This is a genomic window from Flavobacterium sp. LHD-80 (genome assembly GCF_030929605.1).
Taxonomy (GTDB): Bacteria; Bacteroidota; Bacteroidia; order Flavobacteriales; family Flavobacteriaceae; genus Flavobacterium.
In genome coordinates this window covers 155,809-171,480 of the sequence record NZ_JAVFVS010000001.1, presented here as the reverse complement: position 1 = coordinate 171,480, position 15,672 = coordinate 155,809, and the positions used below count along the sequence as shown (strand labels likewise).

The 15,672-nt window shown below is 33.2% G+C and carries 14 protein-coding genes; all 14 read left to right on the top strand.

Annotation, left to right across the window (positions count from 1 at the left end):
- Positions 1–52: 52 nt before the first annotated feature.
- The 14 genes from RB619_RS00740 to RB619_RS00675 all read left to right on the top strand — a co-directional run bounded on the left by RB619_RS00740 (position 53) and on the right by RB619_RS00675 (position 15,631).
- On the top strand, positions 53–1,384 hold the full coding sequence (locus RB619_RS00740) for a DUF58 domain-containing protein (RefSeq protein WP_308092853.1): 1,332 nt from the start codon (positions 53–55) through the stop codon (positions 1,382–1,384).
- Positions 1,385–1,433: 49 nt separating this feature from the next.
- A complete protein-coding gene (locus tag RB619_RS00735; RefSeq protein ID WP_308092851.1) occupies positions 1,434–1,970 on the top strand; it encodes a TPM domain-containing protein in 537 nt (178 codons plus the stop codon).
- A 143-nt stretch (positions 1,971–2,113) separates the two neighbouring features.
- Positions 2,114–3,202 carry a phosphoglyceromutase gene (locus tag RB619_RS00730; protein WP_308092848.1) on the top strand — a complete coding sequence of 363 codons (1,089 nt, stop codon included), beginning with the start codon at positions 2,114–2,116 and terminating at the stop codon, positions 3,200–3,202.
- Between the two features lie 36 nt (positions 3,203–3,238).
- On the top strand, positions 3,239–4,165 hold the full coding sequence (locus RB619_RS00725; protein WP_308092842.1) for a DUF2167 domain-containing protein: 927 nt from the start codon (positions 3,239–3,241) through the stop codon (positions 4,163–4,165).
- 186 nt (positions 4,166–4,351) lie between these two features.
- Complete coding sequence (locus RB619_RS00720) at positions 4,352–5,143, top strand: RNA methyltransferase (protein WP_308092836.1); 792 nt, start codon at positions 4,352–4,354, stop codon at positions 5,141–5,143.
- Between the two features lie 16 nt (positions 5,144–5,159).
- Positions 5,160–6,698 (top strand): serine hydrolase, encoded by a 1,539-nt coding sequence (locus RB619_RS00715; protein WP_308092834.1) that lies wholly within the window; start codon positions 5,160–5,162, stop codon positions 6,696–6,698.
- Positions 6,699–6,871: 173 nt separating this feature from the next.
- Positions 6,872–9,091 (top strand): RelA/SpoT family protein, encoded by a 2,220-nt coding sequence (locus RB619_RS00710; protein WP_308092832.1) that lies wholly within the window; start codon positions 6,872–6,874, stop codon positions 9,089–9,091.
- A gap of 212 nt (positions 9,092–9,303) precedes the next feature.
- Positions 9,304–9,846: a hypothetical protein gene (locus RB619_RS00705; protein WP_308092825.1), complete on the top strand. Its 543-nt coding sequence runs from the start codon at positions 9,304–9,306 to the stop codon at positions 9,844–9,846.
- Between the two features lie 184 nt (positions 9,847–10,030).
- The gene (locus RB619_RS00700; protein ID WP_308092822.1) at positions 10,031–10,489 is read left to right on the top strand and encodes a transcriptional repressor; all 459 of its coding nucleotides are present in this window, start codon (positions 10,031–10,033) and stop codon (positions 10,487–10,489) included.
- A 95-nt stretch (positions 10,490–10,584) separates the two neighbouring features.
- Positions 10,585–11,856: an adenylosuccinate synthase gene (locus RB619_RS00695; protein ID WP_308092820.1), complete on the top strand. Its 1,272-nt coding sequence runs from the start codon at positions 10,585–10,587 to the stop codon at positions 11,854–11,856.
- A 54-nt stretch (positions 11,857–11,910) separates the two neighbouring features.
- Positions 11,911–12,492: an NUDIX domain-containing protein gene (locus RB619_RS00690; protein ID WP_308092818.1), complete on the top strand. Its 582-nt coding sequence runs from the start codon at positions 11,911–11,913 to the stop codon at positions 12,490–12,492.
- 156 nt (positions 12,493–12,648) lie between these two features.
- Positions 12,649–13,533, top strand: a complete 885-nt coding sequence (locus RB619_RS00685) for a L,D-transpeptidase (RefSeq protein WP_308092816.1) — start codon at positions 12,649–12,651, stop codon at positions 13,531–13,533.
- A gap of 316 nt (positions 13,534–13,849) precedes the next feature.
- Positions 13,850–14,440: a TetR/AcrR family transcriptional regulator gene (locus tag RB619_RS00680; protein WP_308092814.1), complete on the top strand. Its 591-nt coding sequence runs from the start codon at positions 13,850–13,852 to the stop codon at positions 14,438–14,440.
- Between the two features lie 45 nt (positions 14,441–14,485).
- Entirely contained in the window at positions 14,486–15,631 is a 1,146-nt protein-coding gene (locus RB619_RS00675) for an NAD(P)/FAD-dependent oxidoreductase (RefSeq protein WP_308092812.1), read from the top strand.
- Positions 15,632–15,672 lie beyond the last annotated feature (41 nt).

The window sequence follows — 15,672 nt, the reverse complement described above, 5'->3', positions numbered from 1 at the left end:
ATACTAAATACTGAACACTGAACACTGAAAACCGTGACTGAAAACTAAAAAAATGAAATTCATAAAAAGTCTATATCTCAACAACTTCTTTTTCTATGTGCTTGCGGGCTTAATAGGATTGTTTGTCTGTGCTTTTATTTTTCCGAATATTTATAATGCGGTTTGGTTTGGGGTTTTGGTTTTGATTACTTTTTTGGTACTTGATATTTTGCTTTTGTATTTGACAAAAACTGGATTTGAAGCAGACCGAGTTACACCTGAAAAATTATCAAACGGAGATTTAAATCCGATAACTCTCGTTCTGAAAAATCATTATACTTTTCCGGTTTCTGTAAAAATAATTGATGAAATTCCAGTTCAGTTTCAGGTTCGTGATTTTAAACTTATAAAATCGGTAAAAGCTTCTGAACAAAAAGAAGTAGGATACGATTTGCGTCCAACAGAACGCGGGGAATATTATTTTGGCTATTTAAATATTTACGTTTCTTCACCCTTACGATTGATTTCTAGAAGATTTACGTTTAATAATGAGCAGATGGTTCCGACGTATCCGTCATATATTCAGCTAAGAAAATACGATTTATTGGCTTTTTCAAATAACTTATATCAATACGGAATCAAGAAAATCCGCCGAATTGGCCATACAATGGAATTCGAGCAAATTAAAGAATATGTTCAAGGCGATGATTTGCGAACGATAAACTGGAAAGCAACAGCAAAGAAAAATGCTTTGATGGTCAACCAGTTTCAAGACGAAAAATCGCAGTCGGTTTACATGGCAATTGATAAAGGGCGCGTGATGCAAATGCCTTTTGATGGTTTAAGTTTGTTGGATTACGCTATAAATTCGACTTTGGTTTTATCAAATGTAATTTTGAAAAAACAAGATAAAGCGGGCCTTTTCTCTTTCTCTAAAAAAGTAGAAAACCGAGTTTACGCCGAAAAAAGAGGTTCGCAGATGCAAAAAATCCTGGAAACGCTTTACAATATCAAAACCGATTTTTTTGAAAGCGATTACAGCCGATTGTATGTTGACATCAAGAAAAACATCAACCAAAGAAGTTTAATTATTCTGTACACAAATTTCGAAACTATGGACGGTTTAAACCGGCAATTGCCGTATTTAAAAGGAATTGCAAAAAGCCATTTATTAGTTGTCGTTTTCTTTCAGAATACAGAACTAAATAGCATTATCAATAAAAAAACAGATACAATTCAAGAAGTTTACGACAAAATAATTGCTGAAAAATTCATGTTCGAAAAACGATTAATTGTCAATGAATTAAAGAAATACGGAATTCATTCGGTTTTAACGCAGCCTGAAAACCTGACTTTGGATGCTATTAATAAATATCTGGAAATTAAGGCTAGAGGAATTTTGTAAAGTATTGTAAAATGCTTTTTGTGAAATGTATATTGGTAAAAAAGAAATCGTGAAAAAAATAATTTTAAATTCCTTACTCTTATTTACAAGTCTTATTTATTGTCAGTCGAAAGAAAATGATGAACGTTATTTTAAATTCCAATATGATACTATTGTAGAGAAAACATTTGTTCTGGATTTTGAAAAACTTTTTGATCAAACTGAAACTAAAGAATTAAACAATCTTATTTTAGATTTTGAAAAAGCTACTTCAATCGAAATTGCTATTATCACATTTGATGAAAAATACAAATCAGACGAAGACTTCCATCAAAACACTTTATTTGTTGCGAACTGGATTGGCATTGGAAAAAAAGAACTTAACAATGGAATATTAATTGGAATTTCGAAAAAGTCAAGAAAGATAAGAATTGAAAACGGTACAGGAATTGAATCAATTTTAACTGATGAAGAAACCAAATCAATAATTGACAATTCATTTATTCCTTATTTCAAAGAAAAACAAATGTACAAAGGGACTTTAGTAGGAATAAAAAAACTGATTGAAATACTAAAAGTAAAACTAGAACAAGGCAGAAGTAAATAACTATTTCTTATTCAACATGCATTCTCTCTTTACCTTCTATTAATTTAAAGTTACATTACGTTAAACCGTAAAATTTGCTTCATTAAATTAATTAGTTTTGAAAAAATTTGCACCTAAACAATGTAATTTCAAACTAATTAAAAATGAAAAAAGCAATCCTAATTCTGTTCATTTTATTAAGTGGAAAATCTTTTGCACAAAAAACAGAAAACATCATCATTATAACCACTGACGGATTTAGATGGCAGGAAGTTTTTAAAGGGTTAGATCCTTTGATTGCCAATGACAAAAAATTCAACCAAGGAGACAGCACTTATGTTTATAAAAAATATGGAAGTGCCGATATTAAAGAAGCACGTAAAAAACTGATGCCTTTTTTCTGGTCTGAAATTGCGTCGAAAGGGCAAATTTATGGAAACCGAGATTTAGGAAATAAGGTTGATGTTGCCAATCCGTATTGGTTCAGTTATCCTGGCTACAGTGAAATCATGACTGGAAATGTCGATTTAAAAGTGAATTCAAATGGTTACAAAGCCAATCCGAATGTCAATGTTTTAGAATTTTTAAACCACCAATCAAAACTCAAAGGAAAAGTAGCCGCTTTTGGTGCGTGGGACGCTTTTGACCGAATTTTAAACGAAGAAAGAAGCGGTTTTCCTGTCATATCGGCTTTTGATAAAGTGGGCGGAAATAAACCAACTGCAACTCAAAATTTATTAAATGAAATGCGCGACAACTCCTTTAAGCCTTTTCATTTAGATGAATGTCTGGATGTTTTTACACATTATCAGGCTATGGACGAGCTGAAAACTAAAAAACCAAAAACACTCTATATCGCATACGGCGAAACTGATGAATGGGCACATCATGGGCAATATCGTTCGTATCTAGACGCAGCAAATCAAGTGGATAAATGGATTCAAGAAATCTGGAATTTTGTTCAAAATGATCCTCAGTACAAGAACAAAACAACAATTTTTATAACCGTTGATCACGGCCGTGGTGACAAAGTAAAAGCACAATGGACAGATCATGGTTCTGATGTTGAAGGCGCATCGCAAATTTGGTTCGCCGCAATGGGGCCAGAAATTGCTGCAAAAGGCGAAATCAAAACAGAATCTCAAATTTATCAAAAGCAATTTGCTCAAACTATTGCCAAAGTTTTAGGCTACAATTTTACAGCTGACCATCCTGTCGAAAAAGAGATTTCAGAATTATTTCAAACCAAATAAAAACCATAAATAATTAACCATTTTAACTAACCCCAAATGAAAAAAATTCTACTTTTTCTTTTTGTATGGCTGATTTCCATTTCAAAAATCAATGCGCAAGCAGATACACTTGTTGCTTTTTATGACAAGATTGAAAAATCTTTTACTTATGAATCAGGAAAAATCAAACTTCCTGAAGGCGATGGAACTTTAAATGTTCCTAAAGGTTTTAAATTCTTAAACGGAGCGCAAACTCAAAAAGTATTAAGTGACTTATGGGGAAATCCAGAGGACAAATCGATTCTTGGCTCTCTTGTTCCTGACGGAAAAGGAGTTACACACGCTGACAGCTGGATGTTTGTAATCAGTTATCAAGGCGATGGTTATGTAAAAGACGACGATGCGGGTGAAATTGATTATGATGATCTTCTTAAAACTATGAAAGAAGATGTTGCAGCTGAAAATGAAGAACGAAAAAAAGGCGGATATCCTGAAGTTCAATTAATTGGATGGGCATCTAAACCTTATTATGACAATACTTTAAAAGTGCTTCATTGGGCAAAAGAACTGCAGTTTGGTCAAGATAAAGCGCATACCTTAAACTACGATTTAAGAGTTTTAGGTCGTAAAGGAATGTACAATATTTCTGCTGTAGCTGGAGTTAATCAGCTTGCGGAAGTAAAAGCAAGTATTCCGGGAATTATTCAAAGTGTTGAATTTAATGACGGAAACAAATATTTAGATTTTGATGCCGACACAGATACTGTTGCTGCTTGGACAATTGGTGGTTTAGTTGCTGGAAAAGTATTGGCAAAAGTTGGATTCTTTGCTATTCTGGCAAAATTTGCAAAAGTTATTGTAATTGGAATTGTAGCCGCTTTTGCAGCTGTGAAAAAATTCTTTTTTGGAAGCAAAGATCAAGTCGTAAGAAAACCTGAAGAAGAAACAGTTCTATTAGAAGAAAATAATTCTACTGAGGAATAGTTTTTTTTGCCACGAATTCCACAAATTTTCGCGAATTAATTCTTTTGTATTATTGAAAAAAAATTAGTGGAAATTTGTGAAATTCGTGGCAAACTTTTTTAATAAACCTACAAGGTTTTAAAAACCTTGCAGGAACTCATATACCTTTGTACCTTTGTTTCTTTGTAACTTTGAGCCTTTAAAAAAATGAAACAAATCACTTCAGTACAAAATCCGTTTATAAAATCACTTGTTTTACTTCAGGAAAAATCCAAAGCAAGAAAACAAACCGGAACATTTTTGATTGAAGGTCAACGCGAAATTTCATTAGCTATAAAAGGTGGCTACGAAATTGAAACGGTTTTATTTTTACCCGAATTAATTTCTGAAAACGAGATAAACAAACTGATTCAGAATCCATTTCAAATCATAGAAATCAATAAAGAAATTTACCAAAAACTGGCTTACCGCGATACTACCGAAGGTATTTTGGCTATAGCCAAAACCAAATCACTAAAACTATCCGATTTAAAATTATCTGAAAATCCATTAATTCTTGTTGTTGAATCTTTGGAAAAACCAGGAAATATTGGCGCTGTTTTACGCACTGCTGATGCTGCAAAATTAGATGCTGTTTTGATCGCTAATCCAAAAAGTGATTTATACAACCCAAATATTGTCCGTTCAAGTGTTGGTTGTTTGTTTACCAACCAAATTGCCACTGGAACATCAGAAGAAATCATTACTTTTTTGAAAGAAAAAAAGATCAATTTTTACAGTGCAACTTTACAAAACTCCACTTCATACCATACTCAAAATTTTACTGAACCCACAGCTTTGGTTGTCGGGACAGAAGCAACAGGCTTAACTCAGCAATGGCGAGATGAAGCAACTCAAAATATCATTATTCCTATGCAAGGCGAAATCGACAGTATGAATGTTTCTGTAGCTGCCGCAATTTTAATTTTCGAAGCAAAACGCCAAAGAGGATTTAATTAATTATAAATTTTAAATTATGAATTATAAATTATCTGTGTTACTATTTCTTTTGGGATTTACAGCTTTTGCACAAATAACAAATCAGGAAGTTGACGACTTGGTAAACAGAACGATCAAAACCTTTGATGTTCCCGGAATTGCAGTTGCGATTGTGAAAGATGGAAAAGTAGTCCTCGCAAAAGGTTATGGTGTAAAATCAATTAAAACACAAGAAAAAGTAGATGCCAATACACTTTTTGGAATTGCGTCAAATAGTAAAGCTTTTACTTCTGCAGCTCTAGCAATGTTGGTAGATGAAGGTAAAATCAAATGGGATGATAAAGTCGTAAAATACCTTCCGGATTTTAAAATGTATGATGATTTTGTAACGCGTGAATTCACCATTCGCGATTTATTGACTCATAGAAGCGGACTTGGGCTTGGTGCTGGAGATTTAATGATTTGGCCTGACGGAAGTGACTTTAAAGCGCAGGATATTATTCATAATTTACGTTATTTAAAACCAGTTTCGAGCTTTAGAACAAAATATGATTATGACAATCTAATGTATATTATTGCAGGTGAAATTGTTCATGTTGTAAGCGGAAAAACTTGGGCAGATTTTGTTGAAGAACGCATCATGAAACCATTGGAAATGAAAAATAGTGTAGCTTCAATTAAGCGCCTAAAAGACACTTCAAATGTAATTACGCCTCATGTTCCAATTGATGGAAAACTAAAAACAATAAAACGTTACGAAAACCAACTTTTTGATGGCGCTGCTGGAATTTATTCAAGTGTAAACGATTTGAGCAAATGGGCTATTTTGCAAATCAATAACGGAAAATATGGCGATAACAAGCAATTATTTTCTGAAAAAGAACATGACGAAATGTGGCAGTTGCAGACTATTATTCCTGCCAAAACTAGACCGCCATATAACACTCATTTTTCTGGTTACGGATTAGGTTGGTTCTTGAGCGACGTGAAAGGATACAAACAAGTTTCACATACGGGAGGTTTAGAAGGAAATGTGACGCAGACGACCTTGATTCCTGAAATTGGTTTAGGAATTATTGTTTTAACAAATCAACAATCTGGTGCTGCTTTTAATGCGATTACAAATACTATAAAAGACAGTTATTTAGGCATTAAATCTGATGATTATGTGACCGTTTACAGCAACAGAATGAAAGCTAACGAAGAAAAAGCCGACAAAGTTACAGATGAAGTTTGGGCAGTTGTTGCTAAAAATAAAAAAGATAAAATAAAAACTGATTTTTCTAAAATCGTTGGAACTTACAAAGACAATTGGTTTGGAGAAATCACGATCACAGAGAAAAAAGGAAAACTTTATTTTGCCTCTAAACGCTCTCCGCAATTAGCTGGCGAAGTTTCTTTTTATAAAGATGGAAATTACGTCGTAAAATGGAATAATGCTTTTTTCCATGCTGATGCACATTTACTTTTCAAATACGATGAAAATGGAAAAGTTACCAATCTAAAAATGCTCCCAATCTCTGAACTAACTGATTTTAGTTACGATTTTCAGGATTTGGATTTTTCGAAAGAGTAATTTTTGTTTCAAGTTTCAGGTTTCAAGTTTCAGGTTGGAAAACGGGGTTTAAAACGATAGTTAAAAACTTGAAACCTGAAACTTGAAACAAATAACTTCATTCTAAAATCAACAATCTAAAACCTTGCGTATATTCAAACTAATGCTTATTTTTAGTACTTGAATATGCCGTTATGATAGAAATAGATATTGAGAAAGAAAACAAAGCGATTGCGCAGGAATACAAGGAATTACTTCGAATAAGTTACCAGACTTTAACCCCAGCCGATAAAAAACTGATTCGGAAGGCTTTTGACGTTGCCGTTGACGCTCACAAAGAGCAAAGACGCAAATCGGGAGAAGCGTATATATTTCATCCTATTGCAGTTGCGAAAATTGTTGCCTCAGAAATTGGTCTGGGCGCGACCTCTATTGCTGCGGCTTTATTACACGATGTTGTCGAAGACACACCAATGACCGTTGAAGAAATTGAGCGCTTATTCAACCCAAAAGTGGCTCAATTAGTTGAAGGTTTGACCAAGATTTCTTTGGTCCAAAAAGATTTGAATGCTTCAATGCAAGCGGAGAATTTTAGAAAAATGATCTTGACGCTGAATGATGACGTGCGTGTTATTTTAATAAAACTGGCTGACCGTCTTCATAATATGCAGACCATGGATTCGATGGCAGAATATAAACAAACGAAAATTGCTTCGGAAACACTTTATATTTACGCTCCACTCGCCCATCGTTTAGGACTTTACAATATCAAAACCAAATTAGAGGATTTGGGTTTAAAGTATACTGAACCTGCCGTTTACAATGACATTGTAAGCAAAATTAGAGAAACAAAGGAGGAACAAGATGCCTACATCAAAGATATTTCGGATGTTTTAAAGAAATCTTTGGACACTGAAAATATTGATTACATTATAAAAGGCCGTCCAAAATCTATTTATTCGATCCGCAGAAAAATGCGTGCTCAAAATGTAAGTTTCGATGAAGTTTACGACAAATTTGCACTTCGAATTGTTTATAAATCAGATCCGCACGATGAAAAATTCATTGCATGGAAAATCTATTCGATTGTAACAGATCATTATAGACCAAGTCCGAGCCGTTTACGTGACTGGATTTCATCCCCAAAATCAACTGGTTATGAAGCACTTCACATAACCGTTATGGGACCAAAAGGTCGCTGGGTCGAAGTTCAGGTTCGAAGTGAGCGTATGGACGAAATTGCAGAAAAAGGTTATGCAGCGCATTATAAATACAAAAATGGAGCAACCGAAGAAAGTGGTCTGGATACTTGGCTGAACTTGCTTCGTGAAGCTTTAGAAAATCCAGAAACGAATGCGGTTGATTTTGTGGAAGATTTCAAAATGAATTTATATTCTAAAGAAATTTTCATTTTCACCCCAAAAGGAGAAATAAAATCATTGCCAAAAGGCGCTACTTCATTGGATTTTGCTTTCAGTATTCACTCTGAAATTGGAATCAAAACCAGAGGCACACGTGTAAATGGACGCCTTGTTCCGTTAAATCACGAATTAAAAAGTGGTGATCAAGTTGAAGTTATTACATCAGCTAATCAAAAACCAACGGTCAACTGGTTGGAATATGTTACTACTTCGAGAGCAAAAAATAAGATTAAAAACGTTCTTAACGAGAATACGAAAAAAATTGGCGAGGAAGGAAAAGAACTTCTTACTCGAAAACTAAAACATTTAAAAGTTACACTTAACGAGCAAGTTACAAACGAACTGGTTAACTTTTTTAAATTAAAAACAAGCTTAGATTTATTTTATAGAGTTGGAATTGGCGCGATTGAAAATCAGCAGTTAAAAGATTATGCTGCTCAAAAAAGCAATTCGTTTATCAATTTCTTCAAAAATAAAATCAAAAGAAATAAAGATACTGCCGACGAGGATATTCACAAACCAGTTATCAGCAGTAATTATGACATGCTCGTTTTTGGAACAGAACATGACAAACTTGATTACAAACTTTCGCAATGTTGTAACCCAATTCCGGGTGACGATGTTTTTGGTTTTGTTACGATCAACGAAGGTATAAAAGTGCATAAAAAAGATTGTCCAAACGCTATTGGAATGCAGTCCAATTATGCTTACCGAATCATGAGCGCCAAATGGATTGATTCTTCTCAAGAAGAATTCAAAGCGATTATCAATATTACTGGAATGGATGTTTTAGGACTTACAAACCAGTTGACGAAGGTAATTTCGAACAATATGAGTGTGAATATTCAAAGTATTTCTTTGAGTACCGATGCTGGAATTTTTCATGGGCAAGTTGCGGTAATTGTGAAAAATAACACCATTTTGAAAAAAATGATTAATGCGATCAAGAAAATAGATGGCGTTGATAAAGTTACTAGAGAATATCGAACATAATACTTACTAACAGAGAGTCAAAAAAAATATTTTAACACATAGAAACATAGATACCTTTGCCGACAAAGGCGTTTCACTTACAATAACAAACATAAGCTATGTGTTAGAAACTAGTTTCTTTTTGCCCTCTTTTTTAGAATTAAAACCTATGTTTCTATGTGTTTAAAAATTGCACAATAGGAGAATAAAAAAAGAACTTAAATATTTTTTTTATGGAAAATGAAAACTTAGAAATTCCTAAAATCCATTTTGATGAAAATGGCGAACTAATCATTAACGCTTCTGAATCTTCTTCAAAAGATGATTTTGACTTTTTTCAGGGAAAATCTAACATTCGAAATAAAAAATTAAAACAAAGGCTGGTAAACTGCACAGAGTGGATTGAATTTCCATCGACTCAGGAAATGTATAAAATTCTTCACGGAATTGGCAATATTGATAATTTTCTGGCCACTTTTGATGGAGAACCTTTTGAAGGAATGACGGTTCGATTATTTAATCCGAAAACCAAATTGTGGAGTATTTATTGGTCGGATTCTAATACAGGAGTTTTAGACAAACCTGTTGTTGGTTCATTCGAAAATAATATCGGGCATTTTTTCTCAAAAGATATTTTTGAAGAAAAAAATGTAATTCAGGTTTTTCGCTGGGATGCCAGGGATAAAGACAATCCGGTTTGGAGCCAGGCAATGTCTGATGACAACGGAAAAACATGGGAATGGAATTGGTACATGTACATGACGAAAAGCAAATAGAAATTTGTTAATTTTATCGTAATTAAAAATATTTATGTTAATTAAGGTTTTTTAGATTCTCCAAAACATATCACTGCTAAAGCCTATAAATATTGCATTTTTACCGCTCTGATATGATTTTGAACGTTAAACTTTAAAGCCGAAACTTTTATTGATTAAAAATAAAAAATTATCTTTGCCGGATATGACACTCATTTCAACTGACAACATTAAGAATCAAGAAATTGTAAAAAATGTTTTTACAATGTATCTTGAGCAAAAAGGGCATCGCAAAACTCCTGAGCGTTATGCTATACTTCAGGAAATTTACGATAGCGAAGAGCATTTTGATATAGAAAACCTTTATATCAAAATGAAAAACAAAAACTATCGTGTGAGTAGAGCTACTTTATACAACACGATCGAGTTACTGTTAGACTGCGCTTTGGTTAGAAAACATCAATTTGGACAAAATCAGGCTTATTACGAGAAATCGTATTTCGACAAACAGCATGATCATATTATCATGACTGATTCTGGAGAAGTTATTGAATTTTGTGATCCAAGAATTCAGACCATCAAAAAAACAATCGAAGAAATATTTGATATCGAAATTACGAATCATTCACTGTATTTCTACGGAAACAAAAAGCAAAAACAATAATCCAGAAAGGAATTATTCAAAAAATAAAAAAAAAGAAAATTAACTACATTAATCAGTAGGACAGCTTGGCTTGTCTCAACGCAAATTAAAACAGAATGACCGTAGATTTATTACTAGGATTACAATGGGGAGATGAAGGTAAAGGAAAAATTGTTGACGTTCTTACCTCAAATTATGATATTATTGCACGTTTTCAAGGAGGACCAAATGCAGGACATACATTAGAATTTGATGGAATCAAGCACGTATTAAGAACTATTCCTTCTGGAATTTTCCACAAAGATTCAGTAAACATCATCGGAAATGGTGTTGTAATCGATCCTGTAGTTTTTCAAAAAGAAATTGAAGGCTTAGAAAAATTCAACCTTGACATCAAAAAGAAATTAATTATTTCTAGAAAAGCACATTTAATTTTACCAACACACCGTTTGCTTGACGCTGCTTCTGAAGCATCAAAAGGAAAAGCAAAAATTGGTTCTACTTTAAAAGGAATTGGACCAACTTACATGGACAAAACGGGTAGAAACGGTTTACGTGTTGGAGATGTTGAATTAGAAGATTTCAAAGAGCGTTACAGAGCATTAGCAGACAAACATGAAGCAATGATTGCTTTTTATGATGTTGCTATTCAATATAATTTAGCTGAATTAGAAAAAGAATTCTTTGAAGCTATTGAAGAACTTAAAAAATTAGATTTCATTGACAGTGAAGAATATATGTACCAAGCTCAAAAAGCAGGTAAATCTATTCTTTGTGAAGGAGCTCAAGGATCTTTATTAGATGTTGATTTTGGAACGTATCCTTTCGTAACTTCATCAAATACTACTGCTGCTGGAGCTTGTACAGGTTTAGGAATTGCTCCGAACAAAATCAAAGAAGTTTACGGAATTTTTAAAGCTTACGTTACACGTGTTGGTAGCGGACCTTTCCCAACTGAACTTTTTGACGAAGTTGGTGCTACAATGGCAAGAGTTGGTAACGAATTTGGATCGGTAACAGGAAGACAAAGACGTTGCGGATGGTTAGACTTAGTTGCTTTAAAATATGCTGTTCAAGTTAATGGTGTTACTCAGTTAATGATGATGAAAGGTGATGTTCTTTCTGGATTCGAAACTTTGAAAGTTTGTACTGAATACAATTATAAAGGACAAAATATTTCTCATTTCCCTTACAACATCGAGCCAGAAAATGTAACTCCGGTTTACAAAGAGTTCAAAGGATGGAAAGCTGATTTAACTGGTTTGACAACTTATGATCAATTACCAATTGAGCTAAAAGAATATATCGAATTTATTGAAGCTGAAGTTGGAGTGCCAATCAAAATTGTATCGGTTGGACCAGACAGAAAGCAAACAATAACAAAATAAGACATTTTAAACGCTCTGATAATCAGAGCGTTTTTTTATACAAATATTTACGCCATGAAAAATCCAGAAATTAAAGTTACAGAAACTAAGTTATTATCAGACAATTGGTACATCCTGAATAAGGTTACTTTTAGTTATCAAAAAGAAAATGAAAAAATTCAGACTCACGTTCGTGAAGTTTATGACCGAGGAAATGGAGCCGGAATTTTACTTTATAATACCACAAAAAAAACAGTTATTTTAACGCGTCAATTTCGTTTGCCAAGTTTCCTTAACGGAAATAAAACCGGAATGATGATTGAAGTGTGCGCCGGACTTTTAGACGAAGATAATCCTGAAGAATGCATTATCAGAGAAACTGAAGAAGAAACGGGATATCGCATCAGCAAAGTTCAAAAAGTAGTTCAAACCTATATGTCTCCAGGTGCTGTAACAGAAATCCTGTATCTGTTCACAGGTGAGTATGATGAAAGCATGAAAGTTAGCGAAGGAGGTGGATTGGCTTCTGAACAAGAAAACATTGAGGTTCTGGAATATACTTTTGATGAAGCATATGCAATGATTGAATCTGGCGAAATTGTAGATGCTAAAACTATTATTTTGTTACAGCATGCTAAAATAAAAGGATTGATTTAAGTTTTTAAAGGTTCATTAGAGAGTCTAACAGATTTTTAAAACCTGTAGGGTCCAAATAACATAAATCAAAATGTAAATCCCGAAACCAATTCAAAAAATTGTGTAACGCCTTTGCCCTATCCTCTTTATAACTTTACTATCATAAAATTACTACCTATGAAAAAGTTATATTACTCAGCAAATGCCCTACTTATAATGATGTTAGTTTTACTAGGTTCTTGTAAACGAAATGAAACTGTACATATATCTGAAAATAAAAAAGAAAGAAAAGTAATTGAATATAAAAAACCCGCTTCTGCTGTTTCTTATCAAATGCAAAACACTAAAGAATGGCTAAAAGTAAATGAAGCCGATAGCAGTAAAATGGATCTTGTTTATGCTTTAAATCGAACAGATAAAGCGAATTTCAAGAAACTGGATTCTGTGGTGATTCCGGCAAATTTTAGTGGTGACTTGGTTTATTATATGCCATTTCCACTTCATGTTTCTGCTTTAGAAGAAGTTTCAAAAGTTATCATATTCTCCTATCCTACTCAGACTTTTGGCGCTTACGAAAATGGTGAATTAGTTCGTACAGGCCCAACAAATATGGGAAGAAAAAAAGATCCTACGCCAACAGGTTTATTTTTTACCAATTGGAAAGCCGAAAAAACAACCAGTACTTTTAACGACGAATGGGATTTAAAATGGAATTTCAATATCGAAAATAAACTAGGAGTTGGTTTTCACGAATATGAATTACCTGGTTATCCAGCTTCGCATTCCTGCTTAAGACTTCAGGAAAAAGATGCAAAATACCTTTATAAATTTGCCGATGAATGGATTCTGAAAGACAAAGAAAATGTGAAAGTAAAAGGAACTCCAGTAATTGTTTTCGGAAGTTATAATTTCGACGGACCAAAACCTTGGATTCAATTAACTTCAGATCCAAAAGCTTTAAATATTTCAGAAAGTGAAATTGAAAGTCAGGTACAACCTTTTCTAGAAAAGATTTTAGACAATCAAAAATTAAGAGAAGCCGAACCAAGTTCAACTATGTAAAAATTAGTTTTATTATATAGAATCATCTGAAACATTATTCAAATGTTTCAGATGATTTTTTTTATAACAAATACAAAATAATTTGGCTAAAGCCTTTTCTCCTTACTTATTTAAACCTCCAGCTAAAGCTGGAGGCAATTTAATTTAAGCTGAAATTTATAATTTAAATTTACGGAAAAGCACAAGCAATAAACCATTAACCAAAAACCAAAAAAAACTCAGAACCTTAGAAACTTAGCATCTTATAATCTTAAAAAAAATAAATAAGCGAACATTCACTTATTATTTATATCTTTGTACCATAATTCAGAAAATTATGAGAACAAGAGATATCAATAAAGAAGAAATCGTAAAACAAAAAGCAATAGAAATGCTGGTTTCACAAGGCGTAGAAGGTTTTGGGATGAATCGGCTGGCGAAAGAATGTGGCGTTTCTGTGGCAACGCTTTATATTTATTATTCAGACAAAGAAGACTTGATTAAGAAAATTGGAACTGAAATAGGTCAAAATTTCTTTGACGAAATGCTATTCGAATTTTCTTCAGAAATGTCATTTGTTGACGGATTACGAAAACAATGGGAAAACCGTTCGAGATTTGTCATTAATCATTTGCTTGAAACTACTTGTTTTGAACTGTTAAAACATTCTACTTATGCAGATGCTATTCTTTCTGAAATTACGCCTGATTTCAGAAATGAAATGGAAAGATTCATTACAAAATCAATTGAAAAAAGAGAACTTCTTCCTATGACATTTGAGATTTTTTGGAGCATTGCTTATGGATCTCTTTATTCCCTTTTAGAACTTCATAGAGAAGGGAAATCAATGTCTGGAAAACCTTTTGTTTTTACAGATGAAATTAGGGACGAAGCTTTTAATCTGGTTTTGAAAGCGCTTGTTCCTTAATAAAAATCAATATCAATATCAATTACAATATCAAAATACAATAGAATGAAAACTTCACTTATAGAAAATAAAAAAATTGCCATAATTGGTGGTGGTCCAGTTGGACTTACAACAGCTCGAATTTTACAAATTAACGGTGCAGATGTAACGGTTTACGAAAGAGATATTAATGCACAAGCTAGAACCTCTGGCGGAACTTTGGATATACATTCTGGTTCAGGTCAATATGCGATTCAGAAAGCTGGTCTAATGGAAGAGTTTTATAAATACGCACGTCCAACTGGTGAGAAAATGGCTGACATGCACGGAAATATCAATGCCGATGAAATGCCGGACGAAACAAATGCGTATTCACGACCAGAAATTGACCGTAACGATTTGCGAAAAATTATGCTTGAAAACCTTCAAGAAAATACCGTTGTTTGGGACAGCCAGTTAACAAATATTGAAAAAGAAGAAAATCAATATATTTTAGATTTTAAAAACGGTGCAACAGCCAAAGCCGATTTTGTAATTGTAGCAAATGGTGGAAGATCAAATGCTAGAAAATTTGTGAGTGATCAGGAACCTCAACTTTCAGGAACTTATATTATTCAAGGAGAAATTGTAAATCCTGATCAAGATTATCCCGAATTTAAACCTAAATATGATAACGGAAATGTAATGGCAATGGGTGAACAAAAAATGTTTTACACACATACTATGGGCGATGGTTCAGTGCATTTTGGAGTTTCCTTTAAAGCTGATGAAAATTGGGTTTTAAATCACGGAATCAATTTTGAAGATGATAAAGAAGTGATTTCTTTTTTAAACGAAAAATTCAAAAATTGGAGCGATGATTATAAAAAATTCTTTGCAGTTTCGACTGAATTTTCGGGTTTACCTTTAAGATTATTTTCTTTGGAAGAAGATTGGAAAGAGCATTCAAATATTACACTTGTTGGTGACGCAGCACATTTAATGCCTCCGTTTGCGGGTGAAGGCGTAAATATGGGATTATTTGATGCTTTTCATTTAACCGAAAACTTAACCAATGGAAAATTTAAAACAATCGACAACGCCATTCAAGATTATGAGAAAAAGATGTTTGGATATGCTTTAGAAGCGCAGCGTATGACGAAAAAAATGGAAGATTTATTGCATTCTGATATTTCGGCAGAAGATATTTTGAATAGTCGAATTGATAATTAACAACAAATATTTAAATAAAAAAGGCGTAAGAATCAAATCTT

Bases quoted from the DNA above. Each gene is read 5' to 3' on its own strand.
- RB619_RS00700 (WP_308092822.1), top strand. From the start codon at position 10,031: ATGACACTCATTTCAACTGACAACATTAAGAATCAAGAAATTGTAAAA.
- RB619_RS00730 (WP_308092848.1), top strand. From the start codon at position 2,114: ATGAAAAAAGCAATCCTAATTCTGTTCATTTTATTAAGTGGAAAATCT.
- RB619_RS00715 (WP_308092834.1), top strand. From the start codon at position 5,160: ATGAATTATAAATTATCTGTGTTACTATTTCTTTTGGGATTTACAGCT.
- RB619_RS00705 (WP_308092825.1), top strand. From the start codon at position 9,304: ATGGAAAATGAAAACTTAGAAATTCCTAAAATCCATTTTGATGAAAAT.
- RB619_RS00680 (WP_308092814.1), top strand. From the start codon at position 13,850: ATGAGAACAAGAGATATCAATAAAGAAGAAATCGTAAAACAAAAAGCA.
- RB619_RS00675 (WP_308092812.1), top strand. From the start codon at position 14,486: ATGAAAACTTCACTTATAGAAAATAAAAAAATTGCCATAATTGGTGGT.
- RB619_RS00710 (WP_308092832.1), top strand. From the start codon at position 6,872: ATGATAGAAATAGATATTGAGAAAGAAAACAAAGCGATTGCGCAGGAA.
- RB619_RS00695 (WP_308092820.1), top strand. From the start codon at position 10,585: ATGACCGTAGATTTATTACTAGGATTACAATGGGGAGATGAAGGTAAA.
- RB619_RS00685 (WP_308092816.1), top strand. From the start codon at position 12,649: ATGAAAAAGTTATATTACTCAGCAAATGCCCTACTTATAATGATGTTA.
- RB619_RS00725 (WP_308092842.1), top strand. From the start codon at position 3,239: ATGAAAAAAATTCTACTTTTTCTTTTTGTATGGCTGATTTCCATTTCA.
- RB619_RS00690 (WP_308092818.1), top strand. From the start codon at position 11,911: ATGAAAAATCCAGAAATTAAAGTTACAGAAACTAAGTTATTATCAGAC.
- RB619_RS00720 (WP_308092836.1), top strand. From the start codon at position 4,352: ATGAAACAAATCACTTCAGTACAAAATCCGTTTATAAAATCACTTGTT.
- RB619_RS00740 (WP_308092853.1), top strand. From the start codon at position 53: ATGAAATTCATAAAAAGTCTATATCTCAACAACTTCTTTTTCTATGTG.